This is a genomic window from Rhodoglobus galactosidasius (assembly GCF_054957775.1).
The window spans coordinates 162,083-182,780 of the sequence record NZ_JBQIAV010000003.1; the positions used below are offsets into that span (position 1 = coordinate 162,083).

General features: G+C 61.1%; 20 protein-coding genes and 1 tRNA gene. 15 read left to right on the forward strand and 6 right to left on the reverse strand.

What is annotated here, in order from left to right:
* The first annotated feature begins 19 nt into the window (after positions 1–19).
* Positions 20–952 (forward strand): diacylglycerol kinase family protein, encoded by a 933-nt coding sequence (locus ACTJJW_RS05005; protein ID WP_462643040.1) that lies wholly within the window; start codon positions 20–22, stop codon positions 950–952.
* 204 nt (positions 953–1,156) lie between these two features.
* Positions 1,157–1,229: transfer RNA gene (locus ACTJJW_RS05010), tRNA-Glu, on the forward strand.
* 114 nt (positions 1,230–1,343) lie between these two features.
* Here the strand turns inward: ACTJJW_RS05010 and ACTJJW_RS05015 are convergent.
* Positions 1,344–1,520: a DsbA family protein gene (locus ACTJJW_RS05015; protein ID WP_462643041.1), complete on the reverse strand. Its 177-nt coding sequence runs from the start codon at positions 1,518–1,520 to the stop codon at positions 1,344–1,346.
* Between the two features lie 246 nt (positions 1,521–1,766).
* On the opposite strand from ACTJJW_RS05015, the gene ACTJJW_RS05020 reads away from it, so the two are divergent.
* On the forward strand, positions 1,767–3,011 hold the full coding sequence (locus ACTJJW_RS05020) for an acyl-CoA dehydrogenase family protein (protein WP_462643042.1): 1,245 nt from the start codon (positions 1,767–1,769) through the stop codon (positions 3,009–3,011).
* Here the strand turns inward: ACTJJW_RS05020 and ACTJJW_RS05025 are convergent.
* Positions 3,008–4,927 carry a heavy metal translocating P-type ATPase gene (locus ACTJJW_RS05025; protein WP_462643043.1) on the reverse strand — a complete coding sequence of 640 codons (1,920 nt, stop codon included), beginning with the start codon at positions 4,925–4,927 and terminating at the stop codon, positions 3,008–3,010. The two genes, ACTJJW_RS05020 and ACTJJW_RS05025, sit on opposite strands and share 4 nt — an antisense overlap.
* The gene (gene cmtR, locus ACTJJW_RS05030) at positions 4,924–5,283 is read right to left on the reverse strand and encodes a Cd(II)/Pb(II)-sensing metalloregulatory transcriptional regulator CmtR (protein ID WP_462643044.1); all 360 of its coding nucleotides are present in this window, start codon (positions 5,281–5,283) and stop codon (positions 4,924–4,926) included. Before cmtR ends, ACTJJW_RS05025 begins: the two co-directional genes overlap by 4 nt.
* A gap of 237 nt (positions 5,284–5,520) precedes the next feature.
* Here cmtR and ACTJJW_RS05035 point away from each other — a divergent pair, with 237 nt between their 5' ends.
* Entirely contained in the window at positions 5,521–6,522 is a 1,002-nt protein-coding gene (locus ACTJJW_RS05035) for a TerC family protein (RefSeq protein ID WP_462643045.1), read from the forward strand.
* A 122-nt stretch (positions 6,523–6,644) separates the two neighbouring features.
* On the opposite strand, the gene ACTJJW_RS05040 is transcribed toward ACTJJW_RS05035, so the two are convergent.
* The gene (locus ACTJJW_RS05040) at positions 6,645–7,730 is read right to left on the reverse strand and encodes a Glu/Leu/Phe/Val dehydrogenase family protein (protein ID WP_462643046.1); all 1,086 of its coding nucleotides are present in this window, start codon (positions 7,728–7,730) and stop codon (positions 6,645–6,647) included.
* Between the two features lie 168 nt (positions 7,731–7,898).
* On the opposite strand from ACTJJW_RS05040, the gene leuC reads away from it, so the two are divergent.
* Genes leuC through ACTJJW_RS05070 form a run of 6 tightly spaced genes read left to right on the forward strand, consistent with a single transcriptional unit; the run spans position 7,899 to position 14,251 of the window.
* Positions 7,899–9,359, forward strand: a complete 1,461-nt coding sequence (leuC, locus tag ACTJJW_RS05045) for a 3-isopropylmalate dehydratase large subunit (protein ID WP_462643047.1) — start codon at positions 7,899–7,901, stop codon at positions 9,357–9,359.
* Entirely contained in the window at positions 9,359–9,955 is a 597-nt protein-coding gene (leuD, locus tag ACTJJW_RS05050) for a 3-isopropylmalate dehydratase small subunit (protein ID WP_462643048.1), read from the forward strand. Before leuC ends, leuD begins: the two co-directional genes overlap by 1 nt.
* Before the next feature lie 8 nt (positions 9,956–9,963).
* A complete protein-coding gene (murA, locus tag ACTJJW_RS05055; RefSeq protein ID WP_462643209.1) occupies positions 9,964–11,331 on the forward strand; it encodes a UDP-N-acetylglucosamine 1-carboxyvinyltransferase in 1,368 nt (455 codons plus the stop codon).
* A gap of 6 nt (positions 11,332–11,337) precedes the next feature.
* Complete coding sequence (locus ACTJJW_RS05060; RefSeq protein WP_462643049.1) at positions 11,338–12,108, forward strand: lysophospholipid acyltransferase family protein; 771 nt, start codon at positions 11,338–11,340, stop codon at positions 12,106–12,108.
* A complete protein-coding gene (locus tag ACTJJW_RS05065; protein WP_462643050.1) occupies positions 12,095–13,129 on the forward strand; it encodes an NAD(P)H-dependent glycerol-3-phosphate dehydrogenase in 1,035 nt (344 codons plus the stop codon). The genes ACTJJW_RS05060 and ACTJJW_RS05065 overlap by 14 nt, the downstream gene beginning before the upstream one ends.
* A 3-nt stretch (positions 13,130–13,132) precedes the next feature.
* Positions 13,133–14,251 carry a D-alanine--D-alanine ligase family protein gene (locus tag ACTJJW_RS05070; RefSeq protein ID WP_462643051.1) on the forward strand — a complete coding sequence of 373 codons (1,119 nt, stop codon included), beginning with the start codon at positions 13,133–13,135 and terminating at the stop codon, positions 14,249–14,251.
* A 32-nt stretch (positions 14,252–14,283) separates the two neighbouring features.
* On the opposite strand, the gene ACTJJW_RS05075 is transcribed toward ACTJJW_RS05070, so the two are convergent.
* Entirely contained in the window at positions 14,284–14,826 is a 543-nt protein-coding gene (locus tag ACTJJW_RS05075) for a DUF3515 family protein (RefSeq protein WP_462643052.1), read from the reverse strand.
* Between the two features lie 23 nt (positions 14,827–14,849).
* On the opposite strand from ACTJJW_RS05075, the gene thiL reads away from it, so the two are divergent.
* The gene (gene thiL, locus ACTJJW_RS05080) at positions 14,850–15,842 is read left to right on the forward strand and encodes a thiamine-phosphate kinase (protein ID WP_462643053.1); all 993 of its coding nucleotides are present in this window, start codon (positions 14,850–14,852) and stop codon (positions 15,840–15,842) included.
* Here thiL and rsmD read toward each other — a convergent pair.
* Positions 15,812–16,396 (reverse strand): 16S rRNA (guanine(966)-N(2))-methyltransferase RsmD, encoded by a 585-nt coding sequence (rsmD, locus tag ACTJJW_RS05085; protein WP_462643054.1) that lies wholly within the window; start codon positions 16,394–16,396, stop codon positions 15,812–15,814. The genes thiL and rsmD overlap by 31 nt on opposite strands.
* A gap of 116 nt (positions 16,397–16,512) precedes the next feature.
* Between rsmD and ACTJJW_RS05090 the strand changes: the two genes are divergently transcribed.
* The 4 genes from ACTJJW_RS05090 to ACTJJW_RS05105 all read left to right on the forward strand — a co-directional run bounded on the left by ACTJJW_RS05090 (position 16,513) and on the right by ACTJJW_RS05105 (position 20,614).
* The gene (locus tag ACTJJW_RS05090; protein WP_462643210.1) at positions 16,513–18,627 is read left to right on the forward strand and encodes an ATP-dependent DNA helicase RecG; all 2,115 of its coding nucleotides are present in this window, start codon (positions 16,513–16,515) and stop codon (positions 18,625–18,627) included.
* 106 nt (positions 18,628–18,733) lie between these two features.
* Positions 18,734–19,225 (forward strand): pantetheine-phosphate adenylyltransferase, encoded by a 492-nt coding sequence (coaD, locus tag ACTJJW_RS05095; protein WP_462643055.1) that lies wholly within the window; start codon positions 18,734–18,736, stop codon positions 19,223–19,225.
* A gap of 15 nt (positions 19,226–19,240) precedes the next feature.
* Positions 19,241–20,257, forward strand: a complete 1,017-nt coding sequence (fgd, locus tag ACTJJW_RS05100) for a glucose-6-phosphate dehydrogenase (coenzyme-F420) (protein WP_462643056.1) — start codon at positions 19,241–19,243, stop codon at positions 20,255–20,257.
* Between the two features lie 165 nt (positions 20,258–20,422).
* Positions 20,423–20,614, forward strand: a complete 192-nt coding sequence (locus ACTJJW_RS05105) for a hypothetical protein (protein ID WP_462643057.1) — start codon at positions 20,423–20,425, stop codon at positions 20,612–20,614.
* The last annotated feature ends 84 nt before the right edge of the window (positions 20,615–20,698 follow it).

Below are 20,698 nucleotides of genomic sequence, written 5' to 3' on the forward strand. Positions count from 1 at the left end.
AGTGCGACATACTGAACACGTGGAGTCGATCAAACCCCTGCGTCTTATTGTCGCGATCAATCCGACAGCGTCTTTTGGTAAAGGTAAGAGTGTTGGCCCTCGAGCCGTTGAAGCGTTGCGCGCTCTCGGTCATGAGGTCACTGCTCTCGAGGAAGCTAACTTTGCGCTGCTTCTGAAACGTGGCCGCAAAGCTGTTGCCAAGAAGCCGGATGCTCTGCTCGTGGTTGGCGGCGATGGCATGGTCAATCTCGGCACCAATCTGGTTGCCAAAACGACGGTTCCGCTGGGCATCATCCCGTCAGGCACCGGCAATGACATGGCTCGCGGTTTGGGCATTCCGTTCGATGACACGGATGCCGCTATCGCCAGCATTGTGCGCGGCCTCGGACGTCCGCCGCGCGCCATCGATGCCGGCAGTGTTGCCTACGTCGACGAAGCCACGGGAACCGCTGCAACTCGCTGGTTTGCCTGTGTGCTATCGGCCGGGTTCGATGCGATCGTCAACGAGCGCGCGAACCTGATGTCGTGGCCGAAGGGCCCGAGTCGCTACACGGTCGCTCTCATCATCGAACTGCTGCGGCTGCGCGCGATCAAGTACAAGCTCACGATCGACGACAAAGTAATCGAAACCACGGGTGCACTCATCAGTGTCGGAAACAATGTGTCGCTCGGTGGCGGCATGAAAGTGACCCCGGATGCCCTAGTGGATGACGGCCTTGCCGACGTTCTTGTCGTCGAAGCTCTCTCGAGGTTGGCTTTCTTGCGCGTCTTCCCGCGCGTATTCAATGGCACGCATCTCTCCGACCCGCGCGTGACGGTGTATCGCGGAAAGAACATCCGCATCGAGTCCGAAGACATCACCGCCTATGCCGACGGGGAGCGTTTTGCTGCGCTGCCGATCGACATCACGATGGCGCCGGGCGTCCTGCACATTCTCGACCAGCGCGACTAGCGCGACTGCCGCTATTCGGCTGGGCCGCCACTGTTGCGTCGGCCCGATTGCGCATCCTGCCCGTGCCGCGCTACCGGCCGCGACTTAAGCTTCGGGCATCGGTGGCGCGCGTGATAGCAGTCAAGAATGATCCTGTGGTCCGTAATTGGCGGTGGTGGAAAAAATTGCCCTCAATTTGTGGCATACTTTCCTAGTTGTTGTGACGGCCCCATCGTACAGAGGCCTAGTACGCCGCCCTCTCACGGCGGTAACGCGGGTTCGAATCCCGCTGGGGTCACAGTAGCAAAGTTCCGGTCATGTTCGTATCAACAAGGCCGGGACTTTCCTCGTTAACGGACCACCCAAACAGGGCACGCGGATGCTGAGGCTGGCCGCCCCGGGAAGCCTCGCTCTACTGCAGTGCTGCGTCAATCGCCTCAGGCAGATTCTCGACGCGCTGGGTGTCTATGAGCTCGTCGTCCACGGAGAACGAGGGAGTGCTGTTCACGCCGAGAGCCTTGCCGGCTTCAAGGTCGGCCTCTATGCGGGCCTGTGTTGCGGGATCCACGATGGATGGCGTCGTAGGCATCCACATTAGGCCCCAGTTCGGCGACAAGCGTCGGAAGTAGGGATCTTTTCATTGGAGACTCCGACAGAAAGAAGAGACAGTGAGTTCCGCTCAAGAGTAATCGTAAATTGGGTAGAACCGCAGGCTACGTAACAAGAAGTAGTGCGGCGACACATACTCGACACAAACTCGACGTTGCGTGAAATCGGGAACAGGATGTAGCCCACACAACCCAGAAAAGTGGGTCTACAACCGAGGAGCGCAACCATGTCTGACGTCACCATCACCCGCCCGACGATTGAGAGTCGCTGGGCATCCATATCCCCGCCAACGACGCCCGAAGGCTGGCTGCACCGCGCAGAAGAGGTGTCGGACATTCTTGCTGTGGATGCTCTCGAGCGGGATGTCGCGAACCAACCACCGCACGCCGAAGTGGCACTGCTGAAAGACTCGGGCCTCGTGACTCTGCTCGGCCCCGTTGAGCACGGCGGTGGCGGACAGTCGTGGGAGACCACTTATAAGGTCATCCGCATCATCGCCCGCGGGGATGGTTCGATCGGGCAACTACTCGGCTACCACTACCTCTGGGCCTGGACGGCACGTCTCGTCGCCACCGACGACCAGATCACCACAATCGAGAAGAACTACACCGAGAACAACTTCCTGATCGGCGGGGCCGTCAACCCTCGTGATTCTGATTTGACGGTGACGGACGACGGCGACGACATCATCTTCACGGGCAATAAGTCATTCTCGACTGGCGGAGTAGTCTCTGACCTCACCGTGCTTGAGGGCGTCCTCAAAGGAACAGACACCCACGTCTTCGCGATCGTTCCCACTGATCAGCCCGCCATCGTTTTCAATGGCGATTGGGATAACCTCGGTCAGCGACTCACCGAGTCGGGCTCGGTTCAGATCAACGGGGTGCGCACGAGCTGGGCATCGGCTGCGGGCTTCGTCGACAAAGAGTTCCAGCCGCTCACCTATAGCACGCTTAACGTGCCCGCCATTCAGCTCGTGTTTGCCAATCTCTACCTCGGCATCGCCCAGGGAGCGATCCAGAATGCGGCGGCCTACACGCGCACAAAGAGCCGTGCCTGGCCGTACGGAGGCGACAACAAAGCACATGCAACTGACGAGTGGTACATCCTCGAGGGCTACGGCCAGTTGCAGTCAAAGTTGTGGGCGGATGAGGCCCTGCTCGACTCTGTCGGCGCCGAGATCAGTGCGGTTCTGCACGCACCCCGCACAGAACTCACCGAGCGACGCCGCGGAGAAATTGCCGTGCGGATCGCGGCAGGCAAGCTCCGCATCAGCGAAGACGGGCTTGAGGCCGCAACGAAGGTATTCGAACTGACTGGCGCGCGGGCATCCGCAAACTCGGTTGGTTTGGACATTTACTGGCGCAACCTCCGTACGCACAGCCTGCACGACCCAGCGCCCTATAAGAAGCGCGAAGTCGGCCAGTATGTGCTGCTCAACGAGGTGCCGGAACCTAGCTGGTACACCTAACGGTCAGTCGACGCGAGGGATGCCCGCACGGGTTTCCCTCGCGCGCGGCCGCGCTGTGGGAGTCGTGCCGCACGCAGCCCGTTGGCGATAACTATCAGCTCAGCAACCTCGTGCACGAGAACTACCCCCGCCAAGCCAAGCACACCGGTCAGCGCGAGCGGAAACAGCACAACGATGATCGCGAGTGAAAGCACGATGTTTCCCGTCATGATGCGACGGCCGCGGCGTGCGTGAAGCAGAGCCACAGGGATAAGTCGCAGGTCGCTGCCGGTGAAGGCGACATCCGCCGATTCAACCGCGGCAGCTGAGCCGGTCGCACCCATCGCGATTCCGACATCTGCGGCGGCAAGCGCGGGAGCGTCATTGATGCCATCACCAATCATCGCCGTGGGGGAGTGCGCCGAGAGCGTCTCTATCGCCTGAGCCTTATCGGCGGGCAGCAATTCAGCCCGCACATCGTCAATTCCAGCCTCTCGGCCCAACGCTGTGGCGGTGCGAGCGTTATCACCCGTTAACATGAGGGTGCGGATGCCTGACGCCTCCAATTGCGTCACGGCCGCTGCAGCATCCGACCGCAGTTCGTCGCGGATGCCGAGCAACCCGATCACCTGCGCATCGCGCTCGACCACCACCACGGTCATCCCGCGGTCGGAAAGTTTCTCTGCCGCGCCGGCGAGCTCCCCGGGATTGAGCCATCGCGTGTTGCCCACGCGCACGGGCAGGTCCCCGACGATTCCGGATATGCCGTGACCGGCATCCTCACTGACCTCGGATGCCTCGGGAGGACGGGGATGCTCGTTGAGCACGGCGGTCGCGAGCGGGTGGGTGCTGTGCACCTCAAGAGCCGCAGCGAACCGTAGTATGTCGTCGCGACTGAAACCGGGTGCGGTCTCGACGGCAACAATAGACGGAGCGTTGCGGGTGAGCGTGCCCGTCTTGTCTAACGCGACAGTGCGGATGCTGCCCATCCGCTCAAAGGCCGCGCCTGACTTCACAATGATGCCGAGCTTGCTGGCCGCACCGATCGCCGAAATCACCGTCACAGGAACCGCGATTGCGAGGGCGCACGGGGACGCCGCAACGAGCACGACCAGTGCACGCTCGGTCCACAGTTCAGGATCACCGACGAGGAAACCGAAGCCGACGATCCCCGCGGCCACCACAAGAACGATGGGTACGAGAGGGCGGGCGATTCGGTCGGCCAGCCTCGCATGCGTGCCCTTGCGCGCGTTGGCTCCTTCGACCAGTAGCACGATCGTCGTCAGCGAGTTGTCGGTGCCATTTGCGGTAGCCCTGATGCGCAGCGAGCCCGCCCCATTGATGGAGCCGGCCAACACGGGGTCGCCCGTCTCAATCGCAACGGGAATCGACTCTCCCGTGACCGCAGAGGTGTCGACGCTGCTGCGCCCGCTCTCGACCACACCGTCTGTTGCGACACGTTGACCTGCGCGAACGACGAGCAGATCGCCTGCTACAAGCTCTGCTGCTGCGACTTCCGTACGGCTCCCGTTGCGTTCCACGAGCGCCGTATCGGGGATGAGGGAGAGCAGCGCTCGTAAACCGTGGCGGGCACGGTCCATTGCTCGGTCTTCGAGGGCTTCCGCTATCGAGAAGAGAAATGCGAGGGCCGCGGCTTCACCGACATGGCCGAGGAGAACGGCACCGACCGCGGCAATTGTCATGAGCAACCCCACGCCGAGAGATCCCCGCGCGAGCCGACGAAGCGCACCCGGAACGAAGGTGGCAGCGCCGGCGAGAAGGCTAGCTGCCTGCATCGCGGCTACGGCCCACTCGGCGGCGCCCTCGGCCTGCGCGATAAGTGAAGCGGCAAGAAGCGCACCGGAGAGTGCAGGCAGCACCAGTGCGCGGTCTCTCCACCACGGGGCAAGTTCGTCGTCCGTGGACGGAAGGCTCACGCCGTCGCCTTCGGGCCGCAGCACAGTGGAACGTCGCAGTCGTCGTCTGCGCACGGGACGCCGTCGTTGACGGCCAGCACGACATTCACCATGGCGGTTAGCGCGCGGGCCAAATGCATATCCGAAATTTCGTAGCGAGTCGAACGTCCTTCAGGCGTCGCCACGACGAGTCCGCAACCACGCAGGCACGTGAGGTGGTTCGATACGTTGCTGCGCGTCAGTTCTAGGTCGTGGGCGAGTTGCACCGGGTATCCGGGTTTCTGCAGCAGAGAGAGCAGGATGCGGGCGCGGGTCGGGTCGGCCATCGCGCGTCCCAGTCGGTTCATGACATCGAGACGCGAAGCACTAGTCAGCATCCACTGACCATACAGCAGTCGCTGACTTATGGCATTTCCCACAAGCTGGGAGACAGTGCACAGCTCGAGGGTGAGCGTCGGTTATTATGGTGAACGCGAAGGGGAGTATCCCACCTCGTTGTTCTCGTCAATACGACCACTCAGTAGTGAGTCCGGGGCAACGGCGTCCACAATTCACACGGATGCGGGAGAGACTTTCGAGACTTGTAGCACCTCGAAACCCCCGAATGGATTCTCTTGACCACTCTGCCTATTTGGTTTGAACTAACGTCGCTCTCGATTTTGCTGATCATCTTGACCGCAGACCTGATCATGGCGTACAAACGCCCGCACATCCCGAGCACACGTGAGTCGGCGTTGTGGGTGGGCTTCTATGTGAGCCTCGCGCTTATCTTCGCCCTCATGATGTTCCTTCTCGGAGACGTCGAGCAAGCCGGGCAGTTCATTGCCGGTTGGGTCACCGAATACAGTCTTTCGATCGACAACCTTTTCGTGTTTGTGATCATCATGGCGCGGTTCTCGGTGCCGCGAAAGTACCAACAAGAGGTGCTGATGGTGGGCATCCTGATCGCGCTCGTATTGCGTGGAATCTTCATTCTGCTTGGCGCTCAACTGATCGAAAACTTCAGCTTCATCTTCTACGTCTTCGGTGCGTTCCTGCTCTACACCGCCATTCGTCAAGTGTTTGAAAACCACGACGACATGGAAGAGACCGAAAGTGGAATCATCAGGTTCCTGCGCAAGCACATCAACATTTCTCCAGTCTTCGACGGAGCCAAACTGCGTACCGTGATCGATGGCAAAAAGGTGTTCACGCCAATCTTGGTGGTGTTCATCGCACTTGGCATCACCGACCTCGTGTTCGCCATCGACTCGATTCCCGCAATCTTCGGAATCACCACCGACCCGTTCATTGTGTTCACCGCCAACATCTTCGCCCTCATGGGACTACGCCAGCTCTACTTTCTCCTAGGCGACCTCATCGACAAGCTCGAATACCTGCACTACGGCATCGCCTTCGTACTCGGCTTCATCGGTGTGAAGCTGTTCTTCCACGCGCTGTACATCAACGAACTCCCGTTCATCAACGGAGGAGAGAACGTGCTGTGGGCGCCTGAAATCAGCACGTGGGCGTCGCTGATCGTGATCCTCGTGTCAATGGCCATCTCGGTCGTAGCGAGCCTCGTGAAGATGAACCACGACAAGCGGCGCGAACTCGCCAGCATCGACAGCGAATAACGCCCAGCCGAAAACGCACAACGCGCGGTGCCGCACCCCGAGCAACAGCTCAGAGGGATGTGTGCACCGCGCGCTGCGTTAAGCGGGCAGTGTTGGCGCGCCCTCGGGCGCGAATCACATGACTAGGTTGTGACCAGCCGTGACTGCGCGAGACGCTCTGCAGCATCCAACGTCGTGATTCCCTGAGCGGCAGCATCGCGGAAAATCGTGGCGACAGTGTCACCGATCGCTTCGACGCGTGTAGCGATAGCGTCGGCATCCGCATCGGGTTCTGACGCCATGTCGAGGTAGATCACACCGCCACCGTTCACCACGAAGTCTGGTGCCCAGAGGATGCCGCGCTCGGCGAGTGCCTCAGCACCGTCATGCTGGGCGAGCTGGTTGTTTGCTGCGCCAACCACACCACTGACGTTGAGTTCACGGATGACGCGCGGGCTGAGCGCGCCGCCCATTCCGCACGGAACGAAGATGTCGGCAACCACGCTGTGAGCCTCATCGGCGTCAACCCAGTTGGCGTCGAGTTCGGCGGCGAGCAGCTTGCGGTCGAGGTTCACATCGGTAACCGTGAGTACAGCCCCGGCGGCGGTGAGGGAGCGAGCGAGACGTCCGCCGACCTGGCCGAGGCCAGAAATGACAAGATGACGTCCGGCAACCTCGCGAGCACCAAACAGGGCCTCGCAGGTGGCAAGAATGCTCGCGTGCACACCGGCGGCAGTGGCATCCGCAGGTTCACCGGCACCGCCCTGATCGGCGGGCAATCCGCACACGTGCTCGGTGCGCTCGGCGACCACAGACATCAGTTCGGCGCTTGTGCCCACATCTTCGGCGGTCATGTACGCGCCGTTGAGACTTTCGATGGCATCACCGAGGTCGAGCATCGCGTCACGCTTCTGCTCTGCCGTGAGGACCACTCCCATGGGGATGTGGATGACCGACTTGCCGCCACCGCGGTTGAGCCCAGCGGCAGAGTTCTTGAGCGTCATTGCGGCCGAGAGTCGCAGCGAGTCGGCGACAGCATCCGTCCAGTGCGGATAGTTCCACATTCGCGCACCGCCGAGGGCTTGGCCGAGGACGGTGGAGTGGACGGCGACGCTAATAACGAGGCCGGAACGTTTACCCGTAGATACGAGCACGTTTTCGTGAGTAAAATCCGCATTCTCAATAGCAGAGACGGGTGCTTCCAGCGTCGTTGACGGTTGCATAATCATGTACTTCTCCTGCGTGTGGGCCTTGTGGGCAAAACAACAAAACGGCAAGTGGTGGTAGCGCAAGGGTGGTGCGCTGTGGTCAGCATACCGCCGACTCATACGGAAGTAGACTAGAGAGATTGAGCCGCGCAATTTGCGGTGCGATCGTTGATCTGAAAGAGGTGCGCTATGGGCAAGACCCTGGCAGAGAAAGTGTGGGATGACCATCTGGTCGTCAAGGGTGCTGACGGCACCCCCGACCTGATCTACATCGACCTTCACCTTGTGCACGAAGTGACAAGCCCTCAAGCATTCGATGGACTTCGGATGGCCGGCCGCCCGGTTCGCCGCCCCGACCTCACCATCGCCACCGAAGACCACAACACCCCGACGCTCGCGATCCACAAACCGATCGCCGACCTCACGAGTCGCACCCAGATCGAGACTCTGCGCAAGAACGCTAAAGAGTTCGGTGTGCGCCTGCACTCGCTCGGTGACATCGAGCAGGGCATCGTGCACATCATTGGGCCGCAGCTTGGTCTCACCATGCCCGGCATCACCGTGGTCTGCGGCGACTCACACACGAGCACCCACGGCGCCTTCGGAGCGATCGCGTTCGGCATCGGCACGAGCGAAGTCGAGCACGTTCTCGCCACCCAGACCTTGCCGCTCAAAGCGTTCAAAACAATGGCGATCACTGTCGAAGGTGAGTTGCGCCCCGGGGTCACCTCAAAAGACATCATCCTTGCCGTCATTGCGCAGATCGGAACTGGCGGTGGCCAAGGTTACGTGCTCGAATTCCGCGGCAGCGCCATCCGTGCCCTCTCTATGGAGGGACGCATGACGATCTGCAACATGTCGATTGAAGCTGGTGCACGCGCCGGCATGATTGCGCCAGACCAGATCACCTACGACTACCTGAAGGGTCGCCCGCACGCACCCGAGGGTGCCGACTGGGATGCTGCCGTCGACTACTGGGACACCCTTGTGACTGACGACGATGCCGTCTTCGATGCCGAAGTCTTCCTCGATGCCAACACGCTAGAGCCCTTCGTCACCTGGGGCACCAATCCCGGCCAGGGCGTCTCGCTCAGCCAAAACGTGCCAGTTCCTGCCGACATCAGCGACCCCACCGAACGGGTTTCGGCGGAACGTGCCATTGAATACATGGCGCTCGACGCAGGCATGCCCATGAAAGACATCCGAGTGGATGCCGTCTTCATGGGGTCATGCACCAACAGCCGTATCGAAGATTTGCGTGCATTCGCGTCAATCATTCAGGGCCGCAAGAAGTCCGACCACGTGCGCGTCATGGTCGTGCCCGGCTCCGCTCGAGTGCGCCTCGAAGCAGAAGCTGAAGGTATCGACAAGATCGTCGAAGAGTTCGGTGCAGAATGGCGCTTCGCCGGTTGCTCCATGTGTCTCGGTATGAACCCCGACCAGTTGGCACCGGGGGAGCGCTGCGCATCAACAAGCAACCGCAACTTCGAAGGTCGCCAAGGCAAAGGAGGCCGCACCCATCTGGTGTCGCCGCTCGTTGCCGCAGCCACCGCCATCCGCGGAACCCTGTCGAGCCCGTGGGATCTAGAAAACAGCCCGCTACCCGAACAGCTTGTTTCGACCAGCAACACCGCAGAGGAGTCGCGTTAATGGAGAAGGTCAGCACAGTCAGCGGGATCGCTGTTCCGCTCAAGCGCAGCAATGTCGATACCGACCAGATCATTCCGGCCGAGTTTCTCAAGCGAGTAACGAAAACCGGATTCGAAGACGCACTGTTTTTCGCCTGGCGCCAAGACCCCGACTTCGTTCTCAATCGCGAACCATTCACCCAGGGCAAGATTCTGGTCACCGGCCCCGACTTCGGCACCGGATCAAGCCGCGAGCACGCTGTGTGGGCGCTTCGAGACTTCGGCTTCCAAGCAGTGCTCAGTTCGCGCTTTGGCGACATCTTTCGTGGCAACTCCGGCAAGCAGGGCCTACTCGCGGCCCAACTGACCGAAGAAGAGATCGAAACCATCTGGGCGCTTATTGACGCAGAGCCCGGACTTGAGGTGACAGTCGATCTCGAAGCTCGCACCGTAACCGCAGGTTCGACACAGTTCACTTTCGAGATTGATGATTACACTAGGTGGCGTTTGCTCGAAGGGCTCGATGACATCGGCCTCACTCTGAGAAACGAAACAGATATCACGGAGTTCGAAAGCCGCCGAGAATCATGGCGACCCAAGACTTTGCCAGCGAAGTAGAGGTAACGATGAATCCATTGGCTCAGGACGCTACAGCGGCTGCCAAGCGAACCGGTTTGCTTTCCAACCAGATCATTATTAACGGTGGAAAGCCACTTCGTGGACGCATTAACGTTCGCGGTGCCAAAAATCTCGCCACAAAAGCGATGGTTGCTGCCCTGCTCGCAGATACTCCCAGCATTCTCAAAGATGTTCCGGCGATTAGTGACGTTCGCGTTGTTACCGGAATGCTCGAAGCGTATGGGGTCACCGTCACGGAGACCGGCGACGGCGAACTGACCCTTGACCCCAAGAACGTACTCAAGGCGCACTTCGCCAAGATCGACGCCCTTGCCGGCTCAAGCCGCATCCCGATCCTGTTCTGCGGCCCGCTGCTGCACCGCCTCGGCGAAGCGCTCATCCCCGACCTCGGTGGTTGCCGCATCGGCGACCGCCCCATTGACTTCCACTTGGATGCACTGCGTGCGTTCGGTGCAGTCGTCGACAAGAGCTACGAAGGGATTCGCCTCACGGCTCCCGATGGCCTGCACGGTGCTGACATTGACCTGCCGTACCCCAGCGTCGGAGCCACCGAACAGGTGCTGCTCACCGCGGTACTCGCCAAGGGCGTCACCGAGCTCAAGGGCGCGGCGATCGAGCCCGAGATCATGGATCTCATCGCAATCCTGCAAAAAATGGGCGCCATCATCAACGTCGAGCCCAACCGCGTAATTTTCATTGAGGGCGTGGAGAAGCTCAGCGGCTACCACCACCGCGCACTCTTTGACCGCAACGAAGCCGCAAGCTGGGCATCCGCGGCTCTCGCGACCGGTGGCGACATCTTTGTTGAGGGTGCTAAGCAGCAAGAGCTGATGAACTTCTTGAACATCTACCGCAAGGTCGGGGGAGCATTCGATGTTGCTGAAGACGGCATCCGTTTCTGGCACCCCGGTGGAGCACTCAAGCCTGTCGTTGTTGAAACCGATGTGCACCCTGGCTTCATGACCGACTGGCAGCAGCCGTTGATTGTTGCTCTCACTCAGGCCGAGGGTCGCTCGGTTGTGCACGAGACGGTGTACGAGAATCGCTTGGGCTTCACCTCAGCGCTCATTGAGATGGGCGCCAACATTGAGGTGTTCGAGGAGGGGCTCGAGTCGGTCAGCCGACGTGTTCCTCGTCGCCCGCTCGAGCAAGCAGCAGTGATCATCGGCCCGACACCCCTTCACGGTGCCGATGTTGAGATCCCTGACCTGCGTGGTGGTTTCAGCCACCTCATTGCTGCGTTGACCGCCGAGGGGCAGTCGACGGTGAGCAACATTGGCATTATCGCGCGAGGCTACGAGCACTTCGCCGACAAGCTCGAGTCGCTCGGCGCCGACTTCGTCTACGAGGGATAACCGCCGGTGTCGTCAACTCCCCAGCGACCGGCGCGCGTGAAGTCTGAGAAGACGGCAGTATTTCGAGTACTTGCTTTCCTGATTTTGCCGGCCATGACGCTGTTGGCGAAGTACAAGCTGCACGACACTCACAATGTGCCAGCGCAGGGTGCATTCGTGCTCTCGCCCAATCACTACAGCAACATTGATCCGGTAGTGATCGGTGTTGGCATGTGGAAGGTTGGCCGGATGCCGCGCTACATGGCCAAAGCGTCGCTGTTCAAGGTTCCCGTACTCGGGTGGCTTATGACGAAGTCAGGGCAAGTGCCCGTCCAGCGAGTTTCGCGCGGCCGCGAGGGAGTCGACCCGATGAAGGCTGCCCGTCAGATTGCTAACCAAGGGCTTGCCGTTGTCGTTTATCCCGAGGGTTCGCTGACGCGTGAGCCTGACATGTGGCCGATGCGCGGCAAGTATGGCGCTGTTCGCACCGCGCTAGAGGCCGGCATCCCGCTGATTCCTGCAGCGAGCTGGGGCGCTCAAGAAATCCTCCCGCGCTACTCAAATCGGATTAGTATTTTTCCTCGGAAGACTGTTCACATTCGTTTTGGTGAACCAGTAAATTTGTCGCAGTTCGAGGGCAGACATTTGGATTCGCGAGTGCTCGCTGAGGCTACGGAGAAGCTCATGACCGCAATTACTGAACTGCTCGAAGAGCTTCGAGGCGAAACCGCCCCGAAGGTGCGTTACAACCCGGCCGACCACGGCCAGAGCGAGGTTGGCCATTTTGAGCAACGTTAACGTTGACCCCGACCACGCACCTGCCCGCCGAGTTGCGGTGCTCGGTGCTGGCTCCTGGGGCACAACGTTTTCGAAGATTCTTGCGGACGGCGGCAACGACGTAGCGCTGTGGGCCAGACGCCCGGAGCTTGCTCGCGAAATTTCGCAGTCTAAGCGCAACAGCGATTACCTGCCAGGAATCAACCTGCCGCGTTCCCTCTGGGCCAGCGACAAACTGCATGAAGTGCTTGAGGGAGCAGAGCAGGTTTACCTGTCTGTGCCCAGTCAAGCACTGCGTGAAAACCTGCGTATCGTTCGCGAGCTGATCCCCGAAGACGCGCTCATCGTCTCGCTCATGAAGGGTGTCGAAAAGGGCACCGGAGCGCGCATGAGTGAAGTCATCTTGCAAGAACTTGGCGTCGACCCGAACCGCGTTGCCGTGGCATCCGGTCCCAACCTTGCTTTGGAAATTGCCAAAGAGCAGCCAACGGCAGCTGTGATGAGCAGCGCGAGCCTGGAAACGGCAACCACCGTGGCAGTGACCGCGCGCAACCGCTACTTCCGTTCCTTTGTGAACACGGATGTCATCGGCACCGAGTTCGGTGGAGTGCTGAAGAACCTGATCGCCGTTGCCATCGGTATCGTCGACGGTGTGGGCTATGGCGAGAACACCAAAGCCTCGATTATCACCCGCGGGCTCGCCGAAATGACCGACTTCTCGGTTGCCTTCGGTGCGCGACCGGAGACTCTTGCTGGTCTTGCAGGCCTCGGCGACCTCATCGCCACCTGCGAATCATCGCTGTCACGCAACAACACCGCTGGCCGCCTGCTCGGGCAGGGCTACAGCTTCTCTGAAGTCATCAAGCAGATGAACCAGACTGCCGAGGGGCTTTCCTCCGTTGCGCCCATTCTTGAACTGGCGCTCTCTAAGGGTGTCGACATGCCCATTGTTAGCCAGGTTGCTGAGGTTTTGGCGGGTACGCTCGCCCCGCGGGATATTGCTCCGCATCTGACAACTGACGATCTTCCTCAGGGGGAGTAAACGATGACGGCCCAGCCCATGACAACGGCCAAGCCGACATTGACGGTAGTTCTGCTGTTCGGTGGTCGTTCTTCGGAACACAGCATTAGCTGTGCCACTGCTGGCGGCGTGCTCTCGGCAATCGATCGCAGCAAATACACGGTCATTCCGGTGGGAATCACGCGCGACGGTGCTTTCACGCTGCAGCCTGATGATTCCGACATGTTCACCTTGAATCCGGATGCGATGCCCGAAGTCGTCGACAATGGCACACGAGTGCACTGGCCCGAGTCTTCGCTCTCGCGAGAGCTGACGGTCACGGATGCCCATGGCACCAGCCGCAGTCTCGGTGACGTTGATGTGGTGTTCCCCATCTTGCACGGCCCGTTCGGCGAAGACGGCACGATTCAGGGGCTCATCGAGCTCACCGGTCTGCCGTATGTGGGTAACGGCGTGCTCGCGTCTGCGATGGGCATGAACAAGCACTTCACTAAGCTCGCACTCGAAGCCGCCGGTGTTGCGGTTGCGCCTTGGGTGACAGTCGCTGCGACCCAGTGGCAACGCGAACCCGCAGTGTGGCGCCAGCGCGCGTCGAGCCTCGGATTCCCGGTATTCGTGAAGCCGGCTCGTGCCGGATCGTCGGTTGGCGTGACCAAAGTCACTGGCCGCGATGAGCTAGACGCCGCGTTCGCAACCGCCTTCGCGGAAGACTCAACCGCTCTTGTCGAGCAAGCAATGACGGGCCGCGAGATCGAATGTGGTGTGCTCTCAGGTCGTGACGGCACAGAGACGCGCGTGAGCGTCGCCGGCGAGATTGTGGTCACTGGCCGCGACTTTTATGACTTCGAAGCCAAGTACCTCGATGTTTCGGCTGCCGAACTAATTTGCCCAGCTGCGCTTCACGATGGCGAACTGTGGCAAATGCAGCGCACCGCCGCCCGCGCATTCGAAGCAATTGGTGGTGCCGGGCTTGCCCGTGTTGACTTCTTCTTCGACGGCACGGAGTTTGTGGTCAACGAAATCAACACCCTGCCGGGTTTCACGCCGATCTCGATGTTCCCCAAGTGCTGGGCGGCGAGCGGAATGAGTTACCCCGAACTCATCGATGAGCTCATTGAGCTGGGGCTCGAAACCGTTCGCTAGAGCTCGCTGTCCACCGTTCGAATAGCGCGGCGCTACTCAGTATCTGCTTCAGAGCCCGCGTCGGGGGTCGTTGTGTCTGACAGCGCCACGCAGAAGCGCTCGGGAGCGATCTGGCTCACCGCACCGGCAAGCTCGACGAGAGCATTGAATCCAGACACCTCATCGCCATCGACATCCGGGTTACCGTCACTGTCGATGATGATCTGCACGGCGGGATCGCGGCCATAAGTCGTGAAGACATAGTTGGGCGCATCACTATCGTCGCGCAACCAATCGATACCGTTCTCGGGTGCTGTGACGCATGCCAGCGCTGCGGTTGGATCGGGCACTGCTACCCCGCACCGCAGGAGCACGTTGGCAGGTTCTCCCCAGGCGCCAGTGCCCTGGGCGTTGGTTTCGCGCATGTCGAGCCCAGCAACGGTGTCAGGCAGGCGCACGATAACCTCGGCGCAGGTGGGGTTTGCTGCGTCATCGGCGGGTTCGAGAGCAACAATCGGCGCGCACCCGGCCAGCATGGCGAGCAACGGAACCACTGCAAGCGTGGTCAAAACGGGGGTGCGGGTCGTCGATCTCATCCGCTTCAGGCTACCGTGAGAATATGACGACTGACCGCGAGGGCGACCACCGTGACACACTCGGCGAGGTCGGAGAGTTGGATGCTCTCAAGCGCATCTTTCCGCGGCTGCCTTCCGCCGCAGCAGAACTGATCGGCCCGGGGGACGATGCCGCAGTGCTTGCTGCGCCAGACAAGCGCATGGTTATTACTACAGACATGATGATTCACGGCCCCGACTTCAGGCTCGCCTGGTCGAGCCCGTACGATCTCGGCTGGAAAGCTGCCGCCAGCAACCTCTCGGATATTGCCGCGATGGGCGCGGTGCCTAGCGGTCTCGTGGTTGCGATTGCGGCGCCCACTGACACCCCTGTCAGCTCACTCGAGGCGATCGCCGACGGACTGCGCGAAGGTTGCGAAGCGCTCGCTCCCGGCAGCGGAGTGATCGGTGGCGATTTGTCGGTCTCTACGGTTCTCACCATTGTCATTACCGCATTTGGTGACCTCGAGGGTCGCGCGCCCGTGCTGCGTTCCGGGGCACAGGTTGGCGACGTGATTGCCGTCTCCGGCACGCTCGGTCTCGCCGCTGAAGGCCTCCGCCTGCTCTTTGGCGAGGGAGTGGTTGCCGGGGAACCGGATGCCGCAGCCGCCGCCGACGTCGCTGCACGGCATCCCGAGGCGGTCGCCGCCCAACTCAGGCCAGCGCCTCCGATCGCGGACGGCAAGGAAGCATCGCTCGGGGGAGCAACGGCCATGCTCGACTTGAGCGATGGGCTCGCGATTGATGCCCGCCGCGTTGCCACCGCAAGTGGTGTCGGGCTTGATCTGTCATCCGCAGCGGTGGGCGGTCGGGTGCAGCTTGATGGTGGCGAAGATCATTCGCTACTGGCGACGTTCCCTGAGTCGGCGACCCTGCCGGCAGGGTTTCGCGCGATTGGTCGCGTCGTTGAGGGCGAAGGTCTGCTCGTTGACGGTGTTGCTTACACGAAGCGCGGCGGTTGGGATCCTTATGCGGGCTGGGACGGCGCTGCGGGCTGAACCCAGTACAGCGAGGTGTCACCGTAGTCTTTGCGGCGGTTAAGCTCAAGGCCGGCAGGCCACTCGGGTTCAGGGTCACGAGAGCTTCGTTCGACGACTACGAGTGCATCGGGGCTCAATTGTGTGGCCAGCAGCTCAAGCGCCACGAGAAGTTCTTCGTTGCCCAGCTCGTAGGGCGGGTCAATGAACACGAGATCCCACTGATCGCCGGATGTTTCCAAGAAGATGTGCACGGCGCGTGCGGCTGTCAGAATGATCGGCTTTGATCCGCGCGGAGCCTTCGCAGCGATCAGGGTGGCGTTCTTGCGGCAGGCTTCTGCAGCGCGAGCGTTCTTCTCAACCAGGGTGACGTGTGGTGCCCCGCGGGATGCTGACTCGAGACCGAGTGCGCCTGTGCCCGCGTAGAGGTCGAGTACGCGGGAACCGTCGATGGCATCTCGGGCTTCAAGCGCAGAGAAAATAGCTTCGCGCAGGCGATCGCTCGTGGGGCGGGTGCCGGCGCTCGGTACGGCGATGGTGAGTGAGCCGGCATATCCGGCGATGATGCGTGTCATAGCGTGTCGAGCCTAGCCCGGGTGAGCGCGTCGGTGGCCACCGGTACTCTTCTAGAGTGACCTCGCCCCTCGACCACAAGCTCAGTGCCGTGCTGGGCGGGCGCACCGCTACCTCTATGCAGCGAGGGCTCGGCCTGTTGACGGTTGGCGATCTCATGACCCACTATCCGCGGCGGTATGCGAGGCGCGGTGAGCTAACCGCTCTCGCCCAGTTGCCTCTCGACGAGGCGGTCACGATCGTGGCTGAAGTGCGCGAGGTGCGTAATCGCCCGATGCGCAACAAGCGTGGCTCAATTCTTGAGGTGTCGATTAGCGATGGCACCGGCATCCTGACCCTCACGTTCTTCAATCAGGCGTGGCGCGCCAATGAACTGTCGCCGGGTGTGCGCGGAATCTTTGCGGGCAAAGTCGGGCAGTATCGCGGCACGCGCCAGCTTGCCCACCCCGACTATGAACTGTTCGACCGCGATGCTCTTGAGCTGAAGAAGCCGGAGCAGGCGAAGGCGTGGGCGGAACAGCCCATCCCGATCTACCCGGCGACCTCCACGGTCGCGAGCTGGCAGATTCAGAAAGCGGTCGAGGTTGTGCTCGATACTCTGGGTCCGCTCGATGATCCGGTTCCGGATGCTGTGCGTCGCACACGCGAACTGTTGCCGTTTGCGAAGGCGCTTGAGCTTGTGCACCGACCGAAGGTTGATTCCGAGTGGCGTGCTGCTCGTGACGCCCTGCGTTTTCAGGAGGCATTCGTCTTACAATCGGCGTTGTTGCAGCAGCGTCAAAAACAGCGCGAGTCTGAGGCCATTGCGCGCACCGCAGGGCCACTCTTGCAAGGGTTTGACGCGGCTCTACCGTTTACGCTCACTGGCGACCAGCAGACTGTTGGCGAGCAGATCTTTCACGACATGGCTGAACCGGTGCCGATGAATCGTCTCGTGCAGGGTGAAGTGGGTTCGGGTAAGACTCTTGTGGCGTTGCGGGCGATGCTCGTGGTTGCGCAGTCGGGCGGGCAGTCTGCGTTGCTCGCACCCACTGAGGTTCTCGCGCATCAGCACTTCCGGTCGATCGTGCGCACGTTGGGACCCGATCTGGCGGCCGAATTGCGGCCAACCCTCATCACGGGTCAGCTGCCGACTGCCGAGCGCAAGAAGGCGCTGCTGGCGACGATCTCGGGCTCCTCTCGCATCGTCATCGGCACTCACGCGCTCTTAGGCGACGCCGTGAGTTTCATCGACCTAGGGCTTGTTGTCGTGGATGAACAGCACAGGTTCGGCGTCGACCAGCGTGAAGCCTTGCGGCTCAAGGGCGCGAAGCCGCCGCACGTTCTCGTGCTGACGGCAACGCCGATCCCGCGCACCGTCGCCATGACGGTGTTCGGCGACCTCGACATCTCCTCGATTGCCGAACTTCCTGCGGGCCGCCAGCCGATCAGCAGTCACGTCGTGCCGCTCGCCGAGAAGCCCGGCTGGCTGTCACGGGTCTGGCAGCGCCTCGCTGAAGAACTGGCGATCGGTCGTCAGGGTTTCGTGGTGTGCCCGGCGATCGATGCGAAGACTGAAGAGCCCGGCAGTGAACCTGCGCCGACAGCATCCGATGATCCGGATGCCGGACCGCCGCGGCCCATAGCTAACGTCACCGAGGTACTGGCATCGCTGCGCAGTAATGAGGTGCTCGCGGGCAAGCGGATCGAGGCGCTGCACGGCAAGCTGTCGAGCGACGAGAAAGACGAGCTGATGCGATCGTTCGCTGACGGCGACATCGATGTTCTCGTGGCGACGACGGTGATTGAGGTTGGCGTTGATGTGCCGAATGCGTCGGTGATGGTTGTGCTCGATGCTGATCGTTTCGGGGTTTCCCAGTTGCACCAGTTGCGCGGCCGGGTCGGTCGTGGTGGCGTTCCTGGCCTGTGCCTGTTCGTGACGGCTGCAGAGGTGGAGTCGTTGGCTCGCGAGCGGGTTGAGGCCGTGGCATCCACTCTCGACGGCTTCGAGCTGGCCAACAAAGACCTTGAGCTGCGCCGCGAAGGTGACGTGCTCGGTGGTGTGCAGTCCGGTGGGCGTTCGAGCCTCAAGCTTTTGCGAGTGGCTAATGACGGGCAACTCATCACCGAAGCGCGCGAGGCTGCGCAGGCGGTACTGGCCGACGATCCGACCCTGGTTGAGCACTCGGCGCTCGCCGAAGCACTCAAGCGCCGTCTCGATGAGAGTGCGGAAGCGTTCCTTGGTAAGAACTAGTTCGCTGAGGCGAGCCGCCGCTAGCTCACTGAAGCGTGTTGTGTGAAGTTTCCTCGCACAGCGAACTCCCACGCGGTGATCAGCACTCAGCGGCTATCGTTGAAGCATGAGTCGGATCGCTGTTGTTCCTGGGTCGTTTGACCCTGTCACCCTGGGCCACTTGGATGTGATTGAGCGGGCGGCGAAAACCTTCGACGAGGTGCACGTTGTTGTCGTGCACAACCCCGGCAAGGCGGCGCTTCTGCCGATTGCGCAGCGCGTTTCGCTCATTGAGCAGGCGGTGGCTGACGCTCGACTGGCAGGCAACATCCGTGTCACGAGCTGGAGCATGGGGTTGCTTGTCGACTACTGCAGCGAGGTCGGTGCAACCGTGATCGTCAAGGGGATCCGTTCTCAAGTGGATGTCGCCTACGAAACGCCCATGGCGATCGTGAACCGCGATCTTGCTGCGGTCGAGACCATTTTCATGCTACCGAATCCGGCCCACGCTTACGTATCGAGTTCGCTCGTACGCCAGGTGGCGACTCTCGGTGGCGATGTTGCGCCGTACGTTCCGCGGGCGGTTTCTGATTTCTTACAAGCGCCTCGCGAGGAGTAGCGGCACAATGGGTCTATGACTCTTACTCTCGGATACAAAGCCTCAGCCGAACAGTTCGCCCCGCGTGAGCTCGTAGAGATCGCGGTCGCGGCCGAAGCCCACGGCATGGAAAGCGTTGCGGTCAGTGACCACTTTCAGCCGTGGCGTCACGAGGGTGGCCACGCGCCGTTCTCGTTGAGCTGGATGGCGGCGGTGGGGGAGCGCACGAGCACGATTCGTATCGGCACGAGCGTGATGACTCCCACTTTCCGTTACAACCCTGCTGTTCTGGCACAGGCTTTCGCCACGATGGGCTGCCTGTACCCTGGGCGCATCATGCTCGGCGTGGGCAGCGGTGAAGCACTCAATGAGATCGCCACCGGATTCCGTGGTGCTGGCGAGCAGGAGTGGCCAGAATTCAAGGAGCGCTTTGCTCGGCTGCGCGAATCGGTGCGCCTGATGCGTGCGCTCTGGACCGAAGCCCGGGTCTCGTTTGAGGGGGAATACTACTCCACTCACGAGGCGAGCATTTATGACCGACCCGATCAGCCCATCCCGATCTATATTGCTGCCGGCGGCCCGATGGTGGCGCGTTACGCAGGTCGTGCTGGCGATGGTTTCATTTGCACGTCAGGCAAGGGCATGGAGCTCTACAACGACAAACTCATCCCCGGTGTCAAGGAGGGCGCGGCTAAGGCCGACCGCAAGTTTGAAGACATCGATCGGATGATCGAGATCAAGCTTTCCTACGACACCGATGCCGATCTCGCGCTCGAAAACACGCGTTTCTGGGCACCGCTCGCGCTCTCCAAGGAGCAGAAGCACGACATCACTGACCCGATTGAGATGGAACGCGCAGCAGATGCTCTGCCGATCGAGCAGATCGCCTCACGGTGGATCGTCGGCAACGATCCGGACAAGGTTGTCGAAGAAATTCGCCAGTATGTGGATGCCGGCCTCAACCACCTAGTGTTCCATGCGCCCGGTGGCGACCAGCGTCGCTTCCTCGAGCTCTTCGAGCGCGACATTGCTCCACGATTGCGGGCGCTATAGCTCGACATTGACGCGGTCGACCGCCGCCGATGAGGCCGGCGACGGTCTGTTCTGATGCGTTTATCGGATAATGAAGCGGGGATAAAACTGCTGTTCTCGATTCCGATTCCGATTCCGATTCCGTGCGCGGGCGTACGCTTCGCGAGCTAACTCGCGCTTGCGACTGTGCGCAGCATCGCCGGCGGTGATCACGGAGAGCGGCGGCTGAGCGACTACGGGGCGTGGGCACCTACTCCAAGCGACCAGTGCGATAACAACGTGCAGCGCAATCTGGTCGATGTAGCCGACTCGGTGCACGAGCTGCGATTGCTGCTGCGGATCATACTGATCTCTACTTTCAGCGAACCCTCGTTCTAAGAGGATCCCCCACATCCGAAATATCCGCAGCAGCCCAGTATCGTCACCGGGGCGAAATGGCCGGAACTCGGTAACGCGTCGAGT

Bases quoted from the DNA above. Each gene is read 5' to 3' on its own strand.
- ACTJJW_RS05090 (WP_462643210.1), top strand. From the start codon at position 16,513: ATGCAGCGAGGGCTCGGCCTGTTGACGGTTGGCGATCTCATGACCCAC.
- fgd (WP_462643056.1), top strand. From the start codon at position 19,241: ATGACTCTTACTCTCGGATACAAAGCCTCAGCCGAACAGTTCGCCCCG.
- rsmD (WP_462643054.1), bottom strand. From the start codon at position 16,396: ATGACACGCATCATCGCCGGATATGCCGGCTCACTCACCATCGCCGTA.
- coaD (WP_462643055.1), top strand. From the start codon at position 18,734: ATGAGTCGGATCGCTGTTGTTCCTGGGTCGTTTGACCCTGTCACCCTG.
- leuD (WP_462643048.1), top strand. From the start codon at position 9,359: ATGGAGAAGGTCAGCACAGTCAGCGGGATCGCTGTTCCGCTCAAGCGC.
- ACTJJW_RS05020 (WP_462643042.1), top strand. From the start codon at position 1,767: ATGTCTGACGTCACCATCACCCGCCCGACGATTGAGAGTCGCTGGGCA.
- cmtR (WP_462643044.1), bottom strand. From the start codon at position 5,283: ATGCTGACTAGTGCTTCGCGTCTCGATGTCATGAACCGACTGGGACGC.
- murA (WP_462643209.1), top strand. From the start codon at position 9,964: ATGAATCCATTGGCTCAGGACGCTACAGCGGCTGCCAAGCGAACCGGT.
- leuC (WP_462643047.1), top strand. From the start codon at position 7,899: ATGGGCAAGACCCTGGCAGAGAAAGTGTGGGATGACCATCTGGTCGTC.
- ACTJJW_RS05015 (WP_462643041.1), bottom strand. From the start codon at position 1,520: ATGCCTACGACGCCATCCATCGTGGATCCCGCAACACAGGCCCGCATA.
- ACTJJW_RS05075 (WP_462643052.1), bottom strand. From the start codon at position 14,826: ATGAGATCGACGACCCGCACCCCCGTTTTGACCACGCTTGCAGTGGTT.
- thiL (WP_462643053.1), top strand. From the start codon at position 14,850: ATGACGACTGACCGCGAGGGCGACCACCGTGACACACTCGGCGAGGTC.
- ACTJJW_RS05040 (WP_462643046.1), bottom strand. From the start codon at position 7,730: ATGATTATGCAACCGTCAACGACGCTGGAAGCACCCGTCTCTGCTATT.
- ACTJJW_RS05070 (WP_462643051.1), top strand. From the start codon at position 13,133: ATGACGGCCCAGCCCATGACAACGGCCAAGCCGACATTGACGGTAGTT.